Genomic DNA, 18,775 nt, shown 5'->3' on the forward strand with positions numbered 1-18,775 from the left:
TCCTTCCTAGTAGTTAACCCATTTCTTTTGCACGATCCACTGTAGTAGTGTGATGAACAGTACGCAGAAGAACAGCACTACTGCCATAGACGATGCATAACCAATCTTCAAATTGACGAAAGCTGTATCGTACAAATGCCACACAATCATACTCGTTGATGAAAGCGGGCCGCCTTTAGTCAGCACAGCGATTAAGTCAAACACCTTAAAGGTAGAGATGATCCCTGTTACGAGCAAGAAAAACGTTGTTGACGATAGTTGCGGAAATGTAATACTTTTGAATTTGATCCATGTCCCCGCACCATCGATGTCCGCTGCCTCGTACAAATCCTTCGGAATGGATTGTAATCCGGCGATGTATACAATCATATTAAATCCGATCGAGATCCATACAGAAATCATCATTAGTGATGCTAACGCATATTTGGGATCAGCAATCCATTTAGGAGGATTGTCGATGCCGAGCGACATCAGTAGTTGATTGACTGGTCCAGCAGATGGATGGAACAGCACCTGCCACACAATCGCGACCGCCACAATACTGGAAATGTAAGGCATAAAATATGCCACCTTAAAGTAACTTTTCATGTATACATGCTTATCGATCATAACAGCAAGAAACATCGATACCGCCAAATAAATAGGTACAGCAAGTAGGAACAGCGCATTGTTACGCAGTGATTTCAGAAATATCTCATCTGCGAATAGTCGGTTGAAGTTGTCTAAACCGACCCACTTCATATCACGGAATCCTGCGATAAAGTTCCAATCGGCAAAAGAAAGAAAAAATGTTGCCATAATTGGAATGAGTGTCAGGACAGAAACGCCAATTAACATCGGACTGACGAATAGAATACCTGCCAGTGTTTCTTTTCTTTGCATTCGATTGCCCCGCTTCTTAGGGATAATGCTTTGCACCTCTGTTGGCACTGGTTCAGTTGCTTGCATCTATCTCACCTCAATTCATCTTCATATTCGTATTATAAGAAAAAGACTTATATCTTCTTTAACATTATTTTGATTCGCTTTGCCGTTATTTTGACTTTATTAGAACTTAGCAATTCGCAAAAGCTCGTGGTTGGATGCATCGCCAGTCCGAACGATCACTTGCTGCTGCTCGAGTTCTACAATTGGTTTCTTCGAGTACCAATCTGTCAAACAGTCCATTTCGCCAGGATGCCCGTAAATGCCGCTTGCAAGCCACGCAGTTCCCGGTGGCAGACTAACCGTCAAAGTTGGGATAAGCGTCCGCGGATGTAACACATTCGTATTAGTATGAGGCTTAATCCGCTCTGCTGTACTCCATCCGCATAAAGCATATACCCCTGAAGCACCGTAGTTGGAATGAACGAGCGCCGACTTCTCATTACGTTCTTCCTGCCACAGCTCATTGCTAATACCAAGAGCAAAACCACCATCGGACGCATCAATCCAGCGAGCTGAGGTAATGCGATGTACACGAACATGCCATGGCGTACCAGCTACGATCCACGTTTGTACGTCGACATCATCCCAAGGCTTCCACCTCATATAAATGACCTTGTCTTTTATCCAATATTCTTCGATCTTCCTCTTCACCCGATACAAATTGTCTCCTTCGCTCAAAGCAAGTATAGAATCGCAGGCTGCCTGTTCAAGTCCCCACTCCGCCCTTGGAACGCTGAAGCCAAAGGCATTCGAGTATACGAACTTTTCGTACTTAGCCGATGTATGCGTATGCTCATTGGACGCTATATTGCCCGCATTAAAGGCTAATACATGATCGCTACTATTCTGTCTGCAGACGATCATTCGTGGCTCCACCTGCGTATAATATGACTCTAGCTCGGGTAGCGGAAGTTCCGGCACAGACCAGAATGGATGATCCTCTTCAAGTGCAAGCGGCAAAAATGTCTTCAACGCCCAATATGGTGAGCCTGGTGAATTGTAGTTTTCACTCATCACGAGATTCGGATAGCTGTAGCCGATAGACAAAATACCATCTGCTTGAAAAATCGGCTGACGGAGCCACCATCGCAAATTGCGAATAATAATTCCCTTCATAACGCCCATAGCAAATGGCTCTACTCCAGCATATACAAGAGCACTCCAAAACGCTGATTGTGAGAAACGATACGTCAAGCTTCGCCCATAAGGCAAAGCATCCCCCTCATCTGAAAACCAGTAAATAAATTGTTGGGCGAATAGGACCGCTCGTTCTTTGTATAACGACGAACGATGCGGATCCTCTTTCTCCATATGCTTCGCATATAGCAAACTATAGTAATGAAAGGCAAAAGGACCATAATAATCGCAATGTGCTTGTTCGCCATCCGAATACCAGCCGTTCCCCTTATAAAACCGATCGATTCGATCCAGATTTTGTACCATTTGTGCCTTATCGTATGGCATACCGACACTTTTAAAGCCCACATTGACTAACACGTGAAAGAACAGCCAGTTGCAATCATGTAGTTTCTTTTCGTTAATTTGGTTAAGCCAATCATAAAGTTGCTGCTTTTCATCACCGTTTAAACGCCCCCATATTTGCTCAGGAGCTAGTAGAAGCCCATAGCCAAACGCCGCCATTTCAACTAATAGCTGATCGTAATGATCTGCCCTACCCCAGTACTCCTCATGCGATGGGTTCGTTCCGTTACGTATACCCTCTAGGCATATATCCCACAATTCGCTTTCTCCGCCGCCTGCAACAAGCGGAACCAATCCCCATAGTACTCTTGAGAATCCCTCAACCTCTGCCTTCTCTTCCGAATGACCTGCCCCAGTAACGCCAAGCTTCAATCTTGCTTTTCCGTCGCTATAATAAGCGGTTAACGGACTACACAGCTGATTCATCGCGTTCTGCATGTCCTCTCTCGTAAGTAGTGGATTATTGCTCACAGATTGTGAAAATTGGTTCGTTAGCATTCGCATCCCCTCCTCTACCAAAATAGTTCACCATGCTTTAACAGTCGTGAGACGCCTTCTGCAAAGAAATAATCACCGTAAATAAGAGGAACATCAATATTTTTCCCTTCTGGGTAATGGCTAGTTCCATGTAATATTAGTCCCTCCTCGGCATCATTATCCCAAGCTCCGTAATGGCTATACAAAGCATGCAGCATCCGCTCGCCCACCTCTTGGTATAGCGTATCTTCGGGGTCAGTTACCTGCTCGGCGAGTAGCAACAAGCCGCAAGCGGCGCAGGCACCTGCCGAAGTGTCACGATATTGAGGTACATCGCCAGGTAGACGGAAATCCCAAACAGGGACATCGTCTGCGGGTAGGTTCGCTATAAAAAAATGAGCTACGCGTTGCGCCGCATGAAGATAACGTTCCTCTCCCGTATGCTTGTAGCTTAATGCCATGCCGTATATAGCCCAGGCTGCACCTCTTGACCATGCGGACTGCTCGGAGTATCCTTGCCCTCCATTTACACCAAGCTTCTCTCCGCTTGCGGGATCGAAAATTACAATATGATTGACCGACCCATCAGGTCGGATAAAATGCTCGAGTACAGTATCCGCATGCGCAATCGCGATATGCTTGTACCGTGGATCACCAGATATCTCGGAAGCCCAATGTAGCAACGGCAGATTCATTGCGCAATCGATGATCGCCCAGCCTGAGTTGTCTTCTCCTGGCTGCCACGGATTCCATGCGCGAATATAACGCCCCTTAATATTATAGCGAGCACTAAGCAGATTCGCCGCAAGCAACGCACGCCGCTTCGACTCTTCCTCTCCTAACAATTTGTACCTTGCAACGCTAGTTAACTGCCACATGAAACCAATATCGTGATCAATACGATAAAAATCGACAATGACTTGATCCAATTGCCGTTCGCAGCTTTCCCCAAGCACACGTAGTGATTCATCCTTTGTATCACGATAAACGAGCCATAGTAGCCCAGGCCAAAAGCCTGCAGTCCACCAGTACGACGGCTCCAACACATATTCGCCATTCACGCTAGCATGTGGGAAACGGTCCTTAATTCGCTTGCTCGTCCGCGATACCTTACGTACAATTTGCTCCCAAGCCTCTTGTTCCCAATCCTTCGCTACTGTCATCGCTCTCAATCTCCATTCTATGTTTAATTTTTGTTTATACCCTTCCCCATCTTCCGCTAACTGCTCTTCTCCTTTTCATCATATTGAATAGAGCTATTTATGAATAACGTTATCTTTACTTTTTCTATGCCAATTTTGACTTATTGAACGTGTAGAGGTGTTCAGACAACAAAATCCCCCTTCAGAAAAACTCTTCCAAAGGGGGATTGCTATATGGGATAATGCTATTCTACATAGGATACAAATTCATTGACAGGCTTACGATAGCCTCTCGGTCTTCTGCTTGACACTTTTTCTTTTCCTAGCGTAATCATCATAACGACTTCATATTGATCATCAATATTCAATATGTCCTTAACAGCCGCGGCATCAAAACCAATCATCGGGCAAGTATCCCAGCCCTTATCTTTGGCAGCTAGCATGAACATCATTGCCGATAGCGAACCATTTCGAATCGCTTCATCACGCTGAAAACGATCTCCGCCTCGCTCATAAAATGCCGTCGTATCTTCAACCTGTAAATCATACTCTTGTTTGTTAACGATTCCTAGCATCAATAATCCTTCATATATTGTTGCTGCATCTCTAAATGCTAATTTATCTCCAGTAACAATAATAACCGCTGAGGATGAGGAGACTTTATATTGATTATTAGCTGCAGCTTGTAGCTTTTCTTTCATCTCAGAGTTAGTAATAACTGTATAATGAGGATGTTGTAGGTTAAATGCTGTTGGAGCGAACTTAACCAATTCAAAAATTTCATCTAGTTCTTTATTCGAAATCGGATGATCCGGTAGAAAATTACTCGCTGAACGTCTTTCTTTAACTAGTTCTTCAAATGGTGTCATATGTACTTCCCCCCAGTATTATAATTAGATCGATATCGTTTGTATAACTTTCGATAATAGTATTATAACTCAGACGCTTACTTTTTGTAAGTGCAAAAGTTATATATTGTTGTCATTTGTCTTATTAATAGAATAAAAGCAAACGAGGTGAAATGACGTGCAGATCATATCTAGAAAAATAATTACAGCAGCAATAGCTGGAACCATTCATTCCATACTATTAGCATTATTTTTCCCTACGCCCTTTGGACAATCTATTAATTCTAGCTATCTATTAGATGTTATTTCAACTACTCCAACATACATGATGTATGTTTTTCCTATCATTTATACTTATGGTGTGTTAGCATCCATCATTAGCGATAAAATAGGAAGCTTTTTAGCGAAAAAAAGTGGTGATCATAGAGTCGAAATTATGGTGTCTGGATCTCTCCACATCGTGTTCGGTCTTGTCCTTTTATTGTTTAGTTTAATTGGAGCAATCGTCTTTTTCTTAGTTGATAAAGTATTATTGAAAGCAAATAAAAATTTCACTTGGGTAGCAGCATTGGTGAGTCTATTAATCCCCTTGTTATCTTTGTCCTTTTTTATCCTGCTAAATTAGCTACTAGCGTTCATTTAAATGCAGAGCGAAGTCCATTAGTTGGACTTCGTTCTGCATTTTTTTTAGGTCATATATGAACATCTTAAATTACATTTATGAACAATAACGGAAATGTATTGAACCTAAATGAACATTGAGGTATGATTCTAGTTAAGGAAATACTATCTAACTAAGAGGAGCGATTTACTATGGAAATTCGTCACGCATCACACCCGCAAGAAGTTAAAGGATACGACACAACTCGTTTACGTCAAGATTTCTTAATGGAATCATTATTTACTGAGAATGAGCTTATGCTTTATTACAGTCATGTTGACCGTTTCATTACTGGTGGTGCTTATCCAACTACAGCAGCTATTAAGCTGGAAGCGGATCGTAAAGATATGGGTTCTGACTTCTTCTTGGAACGCCGTGAAATTGGGATCATTAATATTGGTGCGCAAGGTAAAATTACCGTTGACGGTACTACTTATATGATGGAACCAAAAGATGGACTTTATATTGGTCTAGGTGCCCAGGACGTTGTGTTTGAGAGTGTTGATGCTGCTAATCCAGCTAAATTCTATATCAATTCCTCACCTGCACATAAACACTATCCAACGGTACACATTCCAATCAGTGAATCTACACCAGCTCATTTGGGAAGTCCTGCTACATCCAACGAGCGTGTTATTAATAAATACATTCACCCACAAGGTGTTCAAAGCTGTCAGCTAGTCATGGGCTTAACGATGTTGAAGCCAAATAATATGTGGAATACGATGCCATGCCATACGCATAATCGTCGTTCTGAAGTGTACTTCTACTTTGATATGCCGGAAGATGGCGTTGTGTTTCACTTTATGGGTGAGCCGCAAGAAACTAGACATCTTGTCGTTCGCAACGAACAAGCGCTTATCTCACCAAGCTGGTCTATCCATAGCGGTGTAGGCTCAAGCAACTATACCTTTATCTGGGGAATGGCTGGGGAGAACCAAATCTTCGATGATATGGACCATGTTGCCATGCAGGATATAATGTAGTAAGAGCTTAACATTGGCTGATGTGTAGTCGGTGAGGGCAATTACGTATATAAAGGAATGGTTGGTTTGTCTAGTATGAAACGTCATCAGCAAATAATGGAGTTACTCATTCAGCAAGGGGAAGTAAAGGTACAAGAACTCAGTGAACAGTTAGATGTCACCGGGAAAACGATTCGTACTGATTTGGAAGTTCTAGAACAGAGGGGTCTTCTGACGAGAGTTCATGGTGGAGCTGTGTTGAAGCACGCTACAGACCTTGGGCTGCTTCCATTACAGATTCCGAATCAAAAGCAGATAACGGAAAAGAATGTTATTGCGCAAAAAGCACTTGAATTAATAGAAGAAAATGATATTATCGCCCTCGATGGTGGAAGCACTACACTCGCCATTGCCAAGTTATTGGAAGACAAGCCACTTACAGTTATTACGAATGATCTGTTTATTATGAGTGAGCTTATTCGCAAAACCAAAATACGGCTTGTTATTCCTGGTGGCTACCGTAATCGTAACTTACTAGTTGGCAGCGAGGCGATTTCGTTCATTCGCAAGTTGAATATTCAGAAGGCATTTATAACAACAACTGCAATCCATCCGGAACAAGGTCTATCGATTTACACGAGTGAGTTGTATGATATGAAACGGGCTTTTCTTGAAACTGCCAAAGATATATATTGTGTAGTGGACTCCAGCAAATTTGGAAAGACAGCATTGTTAACCTTTGCCCAGTTAGATGAGTTTAATTCTATCATCACGGATCGAAAGCTATCGGCTGATGAGATTCATGCTTATGAAGAACATAAAGCAAATCTCGTGTTCGCGGATTCACCTCATCAAGCCAATTATTGAACCATAAGTGGAGGTATATATAATGAATCAATTATTTCAATTATCGGGTCGAACTGCAATTGTAACTGGCGGTGGCGGTGGATTAGGCTTAGGAATGGCTAATGGTTTAGCGAAGGCTGGAGCCAATATAATTCTACTGACACATAACGAACCAAAACCAGGAGTGCTTGAGCAGCTTCGCTCTTATGGTGGCACCGTTCATCCGATAACTGCTGATTTGTCTGATCTAGCAAAAATTTCTGATATCGCTGCTGAAGCTATAAAGCTAGCTGGTGGTAAAATAGACATTTTAGTCAATAACGCAGGTATTATTCGTCGTACCCCTGCCGCTGACCATGCGCTTGAAGATTGGCATGCTGTACTCGATCTCAATATGAACAGTGTGTTCTATCTATGCCAAGCTATCGGTAAAAACATGATCGAGCATGGCAGTGGTAAAATTATTAATATCGCATCCATGCTTTCCTTCCAAGGTGGTATTAATGTTCCTGGATATACGGCATCTAAGCATGCGGTTGCTGGTATTACAAAATCATTAGCTAACGAATGGGCTTCAAAAGGCATTAATGTTAACGGTATTGCACCAGGTTATATGGCTACAGATAATACGACTGCTTTGCGTCAAGATGAGAAACGTAGTGCAGAAATACTTGGACGAATTCCAGCTGCTCGCTGGGGTACTCCAGAAGATCTAGCAGGTCCTGTAGTGTTTCTAGCTTCCAATGCCTCAGATTATGTCAACGGACATATTTTATGCGTAGACGGTGGTTGGATGAATCGCTAATAGTGCTTGTTCAAAAAGTACGCTTTATGAATACCTCTAATACATTAGCTAAGGTGGTATATAATGGTCAGCACTACTCTATCTCTTTCCGTCGTAGGTGATGACGGTTCTATGAAAGCTAGCCATTCAGATAATTGGTCAGTAAGTTTGCTATACACGAACCTATATGAACCTGGAGATGTTATTGTTCTGGGCAGCACAGCACAAAACTTATATTTAGTCATCCAACTAGAAGATTCGATGAGTTCGGAATTTGTATATCTCGCTGGAACAGAGTTTAAATTTGTTATTCCTTTTGCCGAGAAGAGATCATCCTATTCTCCAAAATCATTTACTGGTAACTTGCATCTGCTGACAGCCCGCCTTGCGACAAGTGAAGAAATTCAAGCATATCGCAATCTTACTAGAAATGGCTACGATCATCATGGCAACGCCACATTATTCCCACATGCATCTGCCAATGTAGAAACACGTGATGAAGCTACCTTTGCAGCTAGAAATGCGATCAATGGAAATATTATTAACTACTCGCATGGTAACTGGCCATTTGAATCATGGGGAATTAATCAAAGGAAAGATGCTGAGCTCACTGTTCATTTTGGAAGAATGGTAGAGATTGATAAGTTAAACTTAGTCCTTAGAGCAGATTTTCCTCATGATAACTATTGGACGAGTGCGAAGCTTACATGCTCGGATGGAAGCCAGCAAATCGTACAATTGAACAAAACGCCTGAGCGACAAACTGTTGCATTAGAGCCTAAGCAGGTGGAATGGGTGAAGTTAAGCGAGCTTATTCAAGCCGATGACCCTTCTCCATTCCCAGCTTTAACTCAGATTGAAGTGTACGGACGAGAGTGTTCATAGTATAAGACATAAGCCTGATAGATCAAGAATCTTGATCACATCAGGCTTTTACTATGTTAGTTATAAGTGAAGAATAATTTCACTACCCTCGATATAAAGCCGTTCGATAATGTGGAATCGTACTGATTTTATGGAAAACAGCAATTTCAATGCCTTCAAATCTTTCTACTAATGCCTGATTTACAAAGGTATGCACCGTACCTTTTCTTAAAGGTGTAATAGATATGTGCAGATTTGCATACTCCAGCTCGTCTTTGAATTGCTTTAATCCAATCGACCAAGCCTCTCCATAATGAATATGATCGGTAATCATTCTTTCATTGAGGTAAGCAGCAGCAACATCTCCGTCATACTCTATTTCCATAAATACATCTGCTACTTCTTGCGGCCAATTCGTATCAATATGAATAAGTGCACTTCTTTCAATTGGATGCTCAATATTAAGCTCAGGACAGTATGACTGTACCTTTATCGTAATACGGTCAAACAGCCCTAACTTATCTTTACTCACCTTACCAAAGGAAGCCACAACTTCAGAAGGAATAGCAGGATAAACAGCCAAATCCCATGCTTCATTGCCTTCTGATGTACTCACTAACCGTTCATCCTTCACAAACAGTCTACTTGAGCTAATGATTAAACGCTCTTCTCCCCACAGCTTAAATTTATATAATTGAAGCGCTTCTTCACGAGTAAGTACTATGATTCTAGTCGTAGCTCCGTTTGTTAGTAGCACATCTATAGATGATTCTTTTCCTAGTTTCGGTGAAATCACATAAACTTCCCCGTCTTGATTAATACTTGCATCGATCGAGCTTATAGCAGATACATTCAGCTTACTAATAACCAGTTCTGGCTCCAAACCTTCAGGAGCATAGAAAACAATAAGCTTCTCTTGATCATTCTGGTCTAATACGGTAAGTGGTTGCACAGTGGCAGATACAATAGATACTTCTGCAATTTTTATATGAAATGGCAACACCGTACTTACATTTTGTTTAATTGTCATGCTTCCCGAATACGGGAATGTAACCTTACCTTTAACTGAATCAATTTCTAGCGTAATACCTTCACGATCAGGCAGATCTAGATGGTCCTGGAAGTTATTAATGAAAACAAAGCCAGATCCGTCTTTTTGTCTGACACACCATCTTAATAATTCCGTGTCAACAGGATCAATCGTTGCTTGACCCTCGGGTAATTCTGTACCCATTGGTGCAATTATGGATCCAAAGGAGTCCATAAACAGAGATAAGGAGCGAATGCGATCATATGATGTACCTACTCTACCAAATTCGCCTAGTGGAGCTTGGTAATCATATGTCATTTTAGGAAGCCCATATTCATTCAAGAAACCACGCTTACCTACTGGATTAGATCCACCATGGTACATATAATAACCTAGCATATTACTGCCGCTAGCTAATTTCACTAAAGTCATTGCTTCTACACTTTCAGGACTCACGTTCGGCCTTGCTGTGTAACTAACCTGCATCCCACCAGCCATCTCACAATAAGCAACGGGATACTCCAACGTATTATAATTAACAGGCTCAGAAGGGGTTACATGTAGATCACGATAAATATATTCACCACTTGGTGGTTGATTAGGAATCCAAGGTGTATAGGCATAACCTGCAAGCATAGGTAGCGTATCCTCTTCTGGTACCGCTGCTCCACCCCAAGCTGTAACTGTAAAGAATGCTGGATCCATTCCTGATTGTTCTGCAATTTTTCTAAGCTGGGCTAAATGCTCATTACCACCTGTTCCAGACGACATAAATACACCAGCTTTATAGCCCCATGAATCTAATTTCGCACCACAATGCATATATTCATTTTCTAATTGAATACCAATAATCGATCCACCTTCAGCGAAAAACAAGCCTTTAATTTGCTTTGAGATTTGCAGATACAGTCTTCTTGCATAGAAAAGATACTGTTCGTCATTAGATCTGATTTCTAAAGGTTTATTGAAAATCCAATCCGGTATACCTCCGTTTCGCACCTCACCGTGACAAAACGGTCCAATTCTCACAATTAGCGGAAACTGATGCTTGGCACATAGATCAGCAAAATGACGAAGATTTCGGTTTTCATCCCAGCGAAAAACCCCTTCCTCTTCTTCGTGGTAATTCCAGAATACATAGGTAGCGATAACTTGAACACCGCCAGCTTTCATTTTCAATAGTTCTTCTTCCCAGTGTAAATATAAAAATCTAGTAAAATGGAATTCACCTACTACTGGGACAATCGGCTCCTCATTCCAAGTCATATAGAAATTTGTAAAGCCAAAACTTTCACCATAAGGATTTTTTGCTTTGTTTCCACCTAGCTTACCTTCTGTAATCTGTTTGTTTTCACCTGATAATGTTAATGAATACGTGGTCATCATTCATTCCTCCATGTCTTATTTACAATAGCTTATTGTTCTCAAGCACTTAATTGTTATATTATGCTTTCATCCCGAAAATATCAGAAAAGTCTATCACTCTACAATTAAAAACGAGCTGTAGAATTGCTTCTACAGCCCGTTTTTCGTGAAGGACTACTTGATTAATTATTAGATGTGATCATTTGTGCAATTGCTGCTAGGATTTGAATATTAATGACATTTGCATTCAGTACATCCGCTTTGGCAATTTCAGACCATAACGCATCATTTGATGTTACACCATAGTATTTAATCAAAATTGAAAGATCAGCGATTGTAATTGTACCGTTACCTGCTAATGTAATTCGTTCGTTATTGAATGCAGCAATCGCTACGTTAAGCGAAGACAACGCTGAAACTACATCACCGTTATTTTTCGCATCATTAATCGCTTGTTCTAGTTTAGCAATTGCTCCCACCTTGTATTGACCAACTTTCACACCTTCTACTGCATGTTCAACCTCAGTTATTGCAGTAGTAATCGCTTTTTGTAATCCAGTATACAAAGAATCCGCATTAGAAGACGATGAGTTTCCATCTGATGGATTACTTATGATAGAAGTAGCTTCAATTGTAATTAAAAGCGTAGCATCTTCAATATTGACATTACCTAGTTCACCTTCTGCAGCTACTTCAAATTTTGTAATATCAATATTTGTACTGCCGTTTGCTAGAACAGTCTTAGCTTTTCCATTCAATGTGAATAAGGTTGCCGTCTCTGCAATTATGCTGTCTTCACCAGTCACCAACAAGATTACCCTTATTTTACCAGAGTTTGGTAGAACTGCTGTACCCATGACTTGTAGATTTTCAACTACATTAGTAATGGTTTGAGTCGCTAATTGATAAGCTCCATCTTCACCTTGAACCATATTAAATTCTACTTTTTCAGGTTCATATTGAATTTCAATATCAATCGTATTAAATTCCGTTTCAATGTCAGATACACCAATATTCAATGCGATTGAATTGCCTGACTTAACTGAGGCTGGACCGGAAATGGTTCCTGTAGCCCATGGTCTATCTGTCGGGTCTGTCGGGTCTGTCGGGTCTGTCGGGTCTGTCGGGTCTGTCGGGTCTGTCGGGTCTGTCGGGTCTGTCGGGTCTGTCGGGTCTGTCGGGTCTGTAACAATGACAGAAGCAGCAATCGAAAGATCGGACTCCTGTATTAATTTAGCAACCATACCCGCTACCATTATTGCACCATTCTCTTGTAAATGAGTATTATCTTCTGTTGTACCCACCCACATAAATACTTCTTTTGTTCCTTCAGTACCAAGCTCTTGGAATTTCTCCCAGCTTACTTCGTTGAGATCAATTATTGTTGTTCCTGTTTCTATAGCCACTTCTTTCATTGCTGCTACATATGCAGGGAAGCTCTTATTCAAAATGGCATCTGTAAAGTCTCTTCTGTTCACAGGAGTTACTAGTACAGGCGTTGCCCCTCTTTGGTTAACACCATCAATATATGTTTTCAAATACACTTTAAACTCGGCAGGTGTTAGGTAACGCTCCGGTCTAGATGGCGTAGAATCATTGTGGGACCACTGCATAAACAAGTAATCACCTTCATGAATATCGAGTAACACTTGATTTAAATATCCACCTACCAAGAAAGTCTTGCTACTTAATCCACTGACTGCACGGTTATCAACCGTTACTTCATCTGTGTTTAGATAGCTTTGCAATCTTTCACCCCAACCGGATTGTGGACGGTAGCTTTCAGCATAATTTGCTACTGTAGAGTCACTTGCCAAATAAATTGTTGGCTTCTCACCTACACCATTATCATCTAGCTTTGTAATCGTTAAGGCATTAATTTTGGATGAAGTTCCTGTAAACTCAAAGTCGAATACGCCATCAATTAATGCAATATCATACTCGATTACTCGATAATCATTTGCTGGAATAGTCGTAGAAGCCACTTTGTTCATTTGCTCTGTAACAACAGCTACATTCGTTGCTTCTGTGTTATCACCAATGATCATCTGCACATGATAATTCGCTGGTTCCATCTCAACAAAGAATGTATTAGCTCCTGTACGAATGAAATCTTCATTTATTGCATTTCCAGTGTCTTTATTGACATCTACTAAAACCGAGGTTTCCAAGAAACCATAATGATTTCCTTCAATGTATGCTCTAGTGGAATCAACTTTAATATAGTCCTCTGCAACGTCACCAGAACCAAAATCAAACTTATATTGTGTCACTGGAGCAGATGACACAGTAGTTAATGAATCACTAGCGACTGTTAATACATTCATTAAATGCATTACTTGCTCCTGTGTAAGTATATCTTCTAATACTGCTTCGACTTCAGCCAATGCAATGTCTAACACAGCAACAGATTCAGCAGTGTATGCAGAAAGATCTCTTACTTTTAATTCGTCATATAGTGCGATCATTGGAGCTTTATCACCTGGTTTCGGAGGTAAAAATTCACCTGAGATATTTACATTATCCAGATATGTCGTCCAGTCTAAGTTTCTACCAGATGCTCTTGTACCTAAAAAGCGAATGGCACGAACATTTTCTTGATAGTTTATACCAGAAGGAATTTCAATACCTGTAATTGAACTATTTTGACTGCTGTCTGCTCTGCTTGTTAGAGTTAGATCCATTGTTTTCTCTTGATAATTAATCGTTAGATCAACATTCAGCCATTGTTTATTCATAACGGTGGTTGATGCACTATTGTCTTCGTTTGGTCCAATTGAGTAATCAATTGACGTAGGATCTGCATCTGATTTGGCATATAGGGTAAGCAATATATTTTCATTGCTATCTTGAATCGAAATCGTCCCTTGGTTTGGCGTAAGGGCAATAGTTCCTGGATGCCAGTCAAAATTCATATGAATTAAGTTACCTGCAATTGGATCAATGACACGGAATACTCTTGCCCGTGGACCGCTGCCGCCACCTTTAAATTGCAGTACTGTCGACCCGTCAACCTCTTCAAGTGTATTTCCAAGCGTTCCTCCAAAGCCTGTTGCGTTGACGATTGAGTACCCATCTACAGAACCATCTGGCTCAAAGTCCTCCTCATAAACTTGTGCTTCAGGCTCTGGTTCTGGAAGTACAAACTCCGGATCAATGACATATTGCGAAATAGGAAGCTCCATGACCTCCACTGTCTCTGCGACTAGTTTTGCAATTGCTTGTGCACCGAGTTCACTGAAGTGGGTGCTGTCACTTACACCATTAGGATAACGCGGATATTCACCTGGGTCTGTGAATAGAAACAATCGTTCAGTCGCTGCAAGACCAACCTGATTATAGAATGCAACACTAATACGACTTAGATCAATTAATTGAACATCGTTCTGTTCAGCCACTTCAATTGCAGCATTTACATAATCAGCAAAGCTAACATTAAATTGCTGTGTCGATAGATTGAAGTCCCTGCGTCCTACTGGCGTTAATAATATTGGAGTGGCACCACGTTGTTTTGCTCCGTCAATATAGCGTTTTAGATACATTTTATAATCGGTCGGGGAAGCATAACGCTCAGGAATCCCTGCAGATGCATCATTATGACCAAATGAGATAAAGAAGAAATCACCTGGTTTAATTTCCTGCAAAATATTGTCTAAACGTCCGTCAACTAAAAATGACTTACTGCTTCTACCACCAATCGCGTGGTTCTTTACTATAACTTCTGAAGAGAAATAACGATTGAATTTTTCACCCCAGCCTTGCTGCGGTGCAAACATTTCGCTGTAGGACTGCATCGTTGAGTCTCCAGCCATATATATTGTAGTGGCAGGCCCCGTTGTTTTTGCTGGATACTTTTCAATTAATATCTCTTGAATATTGTTCGATGTACCCGTAAATGTAAAATCTAATTGATTATCTACAACTGCTATATCATATGTTCGAGTAAATGATTCCCCAGTAGCCACTGCCGTATTGGCAATTTTTTGCACATACTCAGACTTCATGCCAGTGTGGCTATTCTGAGTAGCATGACCTACTTTCACTGTCACTCTATAGTTCGCATTCGGCATATTTACTTGGAACGCACTATTTACTGGTACTGTAATTTGCCCTTCGCCTACAGACAGTCCAGTAATTTGATCAAAGCCATAACCTGCGGTTTCATTATATAGCGTATTGCCGACTTGTATTGCATCCGCTACTTGCTGAGAACCAAAGCTAAAGTGCTGTACCGGTTCTAAACTTTGTGGAGAAGTAACAAATGCAATATTCGCTTTTGGGAATGTTGTCGCTTCAGTACCTATATAAAAACCAGTATGCGGCGGTTGATTGTAGGATACGTTTTGCCAAGCGACAGCTAAGCGATACGTTGGATCCTGCATTAATGTAGGAATACGATATGATGTAGATATTGTTGTACTATACAGTCTATACTCCGTACTATCTTCATTACGCACTAAAATTTCCTCACGCCAATCACCTATAATATCTGCTTGAACTGCTGGTGTTCCTTTCGTGTGATTGTTAGTAAGCGCCCCTTCTGCTCTAAAAATTTCATCAAGGTTTTTATTCGTTGAATTCCATTTATAAATTAATGGGACACCTTTCACTGTATCATTATCCCAGTCGTGGTCAAAGAGCTCACGCTGAAGATCGCCATCCCACCATATTGTAAAATTAGCCGTTTTCGGTGCTTCTTCTTTAGATGCAATAACTGTGCCATCTGCAGCGTATAGATTAGTAACTGGCATTGCCAAGCCATTTGTAATGCCAGTTGCCCATGATTCATAACCAGGATAGTTAGGGTCGATATCAGCCGACATTCCTCGACCAGTATCTATACCTGTACGTTCTCCCCAAATAATTTCACCTGTTGCTGCATCGTGCATCTCAAGCCCATATTGTGCACCCGCATTTTCATGAACACTCAACACCTGGTATCCTGCACGATTGGGATCTAGCTTCCCTGCATGCATCGCATCGCCATGACCAAGGTTTGTGCTATACAGTACAGTACCATCATCATCAATGGCTAGTGCGCCAAACATAATTTCATCTTTACCGTCACCATCTACATCAATAATACTTAGCCCATGATTTCCTTGTCCTCCATACTGTTGTCCTGCAACATCCGTATCAAATACCCATCTTTGTACCAGCTCATCATTAATCACATCATAAGCAGCAAGAACAGTACGAGTATAGTAACCTCTGCTGACAACAACACTAGGCTTTTCACCATCCAAATAAGCGATCGCAGCTAAAAAACGATCTACTCGGTTACCGTATCCATCTCCCCAGTTGCTCACGTTTCCTCTTGAAGGATGATAGTCAACCGTAGAAATAGCAGCACCCGTTGCCCCATCAAATAAAGTTAAATATTCTGGCCCTGTTAATATATATCCGCCATCATTACGATGATCTATATTTGCATTGCCAATGACTACACCTTGACCATCAATTGTGCCGTCAGATGTTTTAACAGCAACTTCAGCTTTTCCATCGCTATTCAAGTCATATACCATAAGTTGCGTATAATGTGCGCCTGCACGAATGTTTACGCCTAAGTCAATTCTCCATAGCTTGCTTCCATCTAGCTTAATAGCATCGATGTATACATTGCCAGTGTAGCCAGATTGAGAATTGTCTTTTGAGTTACTTGGACTCCATAAGAAGATGATTTCAAGCTCACCGTCTCCGTCGAGATCAGCTACAGATGCATCACCAGCGTAATAGGTATAATTATCGCCTAGCTTCGTTTTACCATCTGCCGGCTTATCTAAACGAATGGGCAAATAATTATTATGCCATGTTGCTACACGTTCACTTTCAAGCGACTCTACACCATTAATAATGGTAGAAATTTGATAATGCGAACTATCTGCACCTGTCGTGTCTACATAGTTCGTACCATTAGTAATTGGCTCTGCATTCACTTTCGATCCGTTTTTGTATACGTTAAAGGCAATAGTATCAGGATCAGTATTTAAATATCTCCAGCTCAAAAATACACCGTCATTCGTTAAAATAGCTACAAGACCACGATTCAAGTACTCCATCTCTCTTGTCACTGAAGCAGCATTAGATGAGTTCGCATTAACAACATTCGGTGCCAATACTGGAAATGCCATAATCATTGCTAAGAACAACGCAATAATTGACCTTTTAGAATTAATTTTTCTTTTTCCCACTTGGATTACGCCTCCTTGTATGCTCATTTAGATAACGATCTTACAAAGCACAAAGATTGATTATTTCAAGTTTAGATTGATGATCATTTGAGTTGCTTCTGCACGAGTAGCATATTTTAATGGAGCAAATGTATTGTTTCCAACCCCACTGATCCAGCCTTTTTCTGCTGCTACTGCTACATATGGCTGTGCCCACTGTGGTACATCATTTGCATCATTAAATGTAACGACAGCATCTTCATCTTTTGCAATACTTTGAGAACGAACAATAATAGTAGTCATTTCCGCACGCGTTACTAATTTATTGGCTTGGAATGTACCATCACTGTATCCTTCAACTAAGCCTGCCTTGACAGCACTAACGATTGCATCTCTACTCCAAGCAGGGATCGATTGAGCATCTATGAAGCTTAGTTCTGCTGAAGATTCGGCCGTTAAACCAAGTGCTCTTACTAATATCGTTACGAATTCGCCACGAGTAATATTAGCCTGCGGACGGAATGTACCATCATTATAGCCTGATACCCAACCAAGCTCGCTTGCATTAATAATCGTTGCTTCTGCCCAGTGTCCAGTAATATCCGTGAACAATCCACCTGTAGTCGTAACTTTTATTTCCTGATTGACTGTATATAGCACAAGTGCTGAATCGACCAATTTAATGGATGAAATTCTAAACTCAGTATTTACTTGTGTGATTTTTTCGAAAGTAAGTGTCGCTAAAGTTGTACTACCATCAATTCCTTCATCTTGACCTGTTTTGGTATGAGCAAATAATACTTTGTCTTCTTTAACAATTGGTTCAATCGTAAACCCTGATTGATTACTTTTACCACTTATAAACTTCACTTGCTTAGAATCATACGCCACTTGAAATTCATAAGCATATAAATCAACTAACTGATCACCTGTAATCTCTAATACAATGTTAGGACCTTCGTTTGATAGCTTGGCACTAATGGTAGAATCTTCTGAGGCAAATGCAGTTACAGGAATAACTAGCATCATTAACAATGCAGTTGTTAAGAGTAATAAAAACCGTTTTTTCAAATTAGTCATAACGTTATCCACTCCTCCTTTTTGCATTGCTATAGGAGGAAGCACCCTTCCTATGGCAAGCATATTACACATGCTTTACTTTAATCTTCCACACTCCATTGTGCTAAAATCATTTTTTCCATGGCTGCAAGCAC

The 18,775-nt window shown here is 40.8% G+C and carries 12 protein-coding genes; 5 read left to right on the plus strand and 7 right to left on the minus strand.

The features are described from left to right. Nucleotides 1-6: 6 nt before the first annotated feature. The 4 genes from AC1TO5_RS09300 to AC1TO5_RS09315 all read right to left on the minus strand — a co-directional run bounded on the left by AC1TO5_RS09300 (nucleotide 7) and on the right by AC1TO5_RS09315 (nucleotide 4,897). Nucleotides 7-948 (minus strand): carbohydrate ABC transporter permease, encoded by a 942-nt coding sequence (locus AC1TO5_RS09300; protein WP_482062541.1) that lies wholly within the window; start codon nucleotides 946-948, stop codon nucleotides 7-9. 99 nt (nucleotides 949-1,047) lie between these two features. After that, nucleotides 1,048-2,907, minus strand: a complete 1,860-nt coding sequence (locus AC1TO5_RS09305) for a DUF2264 domain-containing protein (RefSeq protein WP_482062542.1) — start codon at nucleotides 2,905-2,907, stop codon at nucleotides 1,048-1,050. A 14-nt stretch (nucleotides 2,908-2,921) separates the two neighbouring features. Continuing rightward, on the minus strand, nucleotides 2,922-4,049 hold the full coding sequence (locus tag AC1TO5_RS09310) for a glycoside hydrolase family 88 protein (RefSeq protein ID WP_482062543.1): 1,128 nt from the start codon (nucleotides 4,047-4,049) through the stop codon (nucleotides 2,922-2,924). A gap of 224 nt (nucleotides 4,050-4,273) precedes the next feature. Further along, nucleotides 4,274-4,897, minus strand: a complete 624-nt coding sequence (locus AC1TO5_RS09315; protein ID WP_482062544.1) for a nitroreductase family protein — start codon at nucleotides 4,895-4,897, stop codon at nucleotides 4,274-4,276. Nucleotides 4,898-5,054: 157 nt separating this feature from the next. Between AC1TO5_RS09315 and AC1TO5_RS09320 the strand changes: the two genes are divergently transcribed. The 5 genes from AC1TO5_RS09320 (at nucleotide 5,055) to AC1TO5_RS09340 (ending at nucleotide 9,017) form a co-directional block, all read left to right on the plus strand. Then, nucleotides 5,055-5,501 carry a hypothetical protein gene (locus tag AC1TO5_RS09320; protein ID WP_482062545.1) on the plus strand — a complete coding sequence of 149 codons (447 nt, stop codon included), beginning with the start codon at nucleotides 5,055-5,057 and terminating at the stop codon, nucleotides 5,499-5,501. 188 nt (nucleotides 5,502-5,689) lie between these two features. Continuing rightward, nucleotides 5,690-6,523, plus strand: a complete 834-nt coding sequence (kduI, locus tag AC1TO5_RS09325) for a 5-dehydro-4-deoxy-D-glucuronate isomerase (RefSeq protein ID WP_482062546.1) — start codon at nucleotides 5,690-5,692, stop codon at nucleotides 6,521-6,523. A 75-nt stretch (nucleotides 6,524-6,598) separates the two neighbouring features. Beyond that, nucleotides 6,599-7,369 carry a DeoR/GlpR family DNA-binding transcription regulator gene (locus AC1TO5_RS09330; protein ID WP_482063094.1) on the plus strand — a complete coding sequence of 257 codons (771 nt, stop codon included), beginning with the start codon at nucleotides 6,599-6,601 and terminating at the stop codon, nucleotides 7,367-7,369. Nucleotides 7,370-7,391: 22 nt separating this feature from the next. Beyond that, the gene (kduD, locus tag AC1TO5_RS09335) at nucleotides 7,392-8,153 is read left to right on the plus strand and encodes a 2-dehydro-3-deoxy-D-gluconate 5-dehydrogenase KduD (protein ID WP_482062547.1); all 762 of its coding nucleotides are present in this window, start codon (nucleotides 7,392-7,394) and stop codon (nucleotides 8,151-8,153) included. A gap of 63 nt (nucleotides 8,154-8,216) precedes the next feature. Continuing rightward, nucleotides 8,217-9,017 (plus strand): carbohydrate-binding protein, encoded by an 801-nt coding sequence (locus tag AC1TO5_RS09340; RefSeq protein ID WP_482062548.1) that lies wholly within the window; start codon nucleotides 8,217-8,219, stop codon nucleotides 9,015-9,017. Nucleotides 9,018-9,099: 82 nt separating this feature from the next. On the opposite strand, the gene AC1TO5_RS09345 is transcribed toward AC1TO5_RS09340, so the two are convergent. From AC1TO5_RS09345 to AC1TO5_RS09355, 3 genes are all read right to left on the minus strand, one after another. Next, nucleotides 9,100-11,409: a beta-galactosidase gene (locus tag AC1TO5_RS09345; protein ID WP_482063095.1), complete on the minus strand. Its 2,310-nt coding sequence runs from the start codon at nucleotides 11,407-11,409 to the stop codon at nucleotides 9,100-9,102. Nucleotides 11,410-11,573: 164 nt separating this feature from the next. Beyond that, nucleotides 11,574-17,528: a rhamnogalacturonan lyase family protein gene (locus AC1TO5_RS09350; RefSeq protein WP_482063096.1), complete on the minus strand. Its 5,955-nt coding sequence runs from the start codon at nucleotides 17,526-17,528 to the stop codon at nucleotides 11,574-11,576. A gap of 114 nt (nucleotides 17,529-17,642) precedes the next feature. Further along, nucleotides 17,643-18,641: an S-layer homology domain-containing protein gene (locus AC1TO5_RS09355; RefSeq protein WP_482062549.1), complete on the minus strand. Its 999-nt coding sequence runs from the start codon at nucleotides 18,639-18,641 to the stop codon at nucleotides 17,643-17,645. Nucleotides 18,642-18,775: the final 134 nt, after the last annotated feature.

The sequence above is a fragment of the Paenibacillus sp. Y930 genome (assembly GCF_056786375.1).

Bases quoted from the DNA above. Each gene is read 5' to 3' on its own strand.
- AC1TO5_RS09300 (WP_482062541.1), bottom strand. From the start codon at position 948: ATGCAAGCAACTGAACCAGTGCCAACAGAGGTGCAAAGCATTATCCCT.
- AC1TO5_RS09305 (WP_482062542.1), bottom strand. From the start codon at position 2,907: ATGCTAACGAACCAATTTTCACAATCTGTGAGCAATAATCCACTACTT.
- AC1TO5_RS09310 (WP_482062543.1), bottom strand. From the start codon at position 4,049: ATGACAGTAGCGAAGGATTGGGAACAAGAGGCTTGGGAGCAAATTGTA.
- AC1TO5_RS09315 (WP_482062544.1), bottom strand. From the start codon at position 4,897: ATGACACCATTTGAAGAACTAGTTAAAGAAAGACGTTCAGCGAGTAAT.
- kduI (WP_482062546.1), top strand. From the start codon at position 5,690: ATGGAAATTCGTCACGCATCACACCCGCAAGAAGTTAAAGGATACGAC.
- AC1TO5_RS09330 (WP_482063094.1), top strand. From the start codon at position 6,599: ATGAAACGTCATCAGCAAATAATGGAGTTACTCATTCAGCAAGGGGAA.
- kduD (WP_482062547.1), top strand. From the start codon at position 7,392: ATGAATCAATTATTTCAATTATCGGGTCGAACTGCAATTGTAACTGGC.
- AC1TO5_RS09340 (WP_482062548.1), top strand. From the start codon at position 8,217: ATGGTCAGCACTACTCTATCTCTTTCCGTCGTAGGTGATGACGGTTCT.
- AC1TO5_RS09345 (WP_482063095.1), bottom strand. From the start codon at position 11,409: ATGACCACGTATTCATTAACATTATCAGGTGAAAACAAACAGATTACA.
- AC1TO5_RS09350 (WP_482063096.1), bottom strand. From the start codon at position 17,528: ATGATTATGGCATTTCCAGTATTGGCACCGAATGTTGTTAATGCGAAC.
- AC1TO5_RS09355 (WP_482062549.1), bottom strand. From the start codon at position 18,641: ATGACTAATTTGAAAAAACGGTTTTTATTACTCTTAACAACTGCATTG.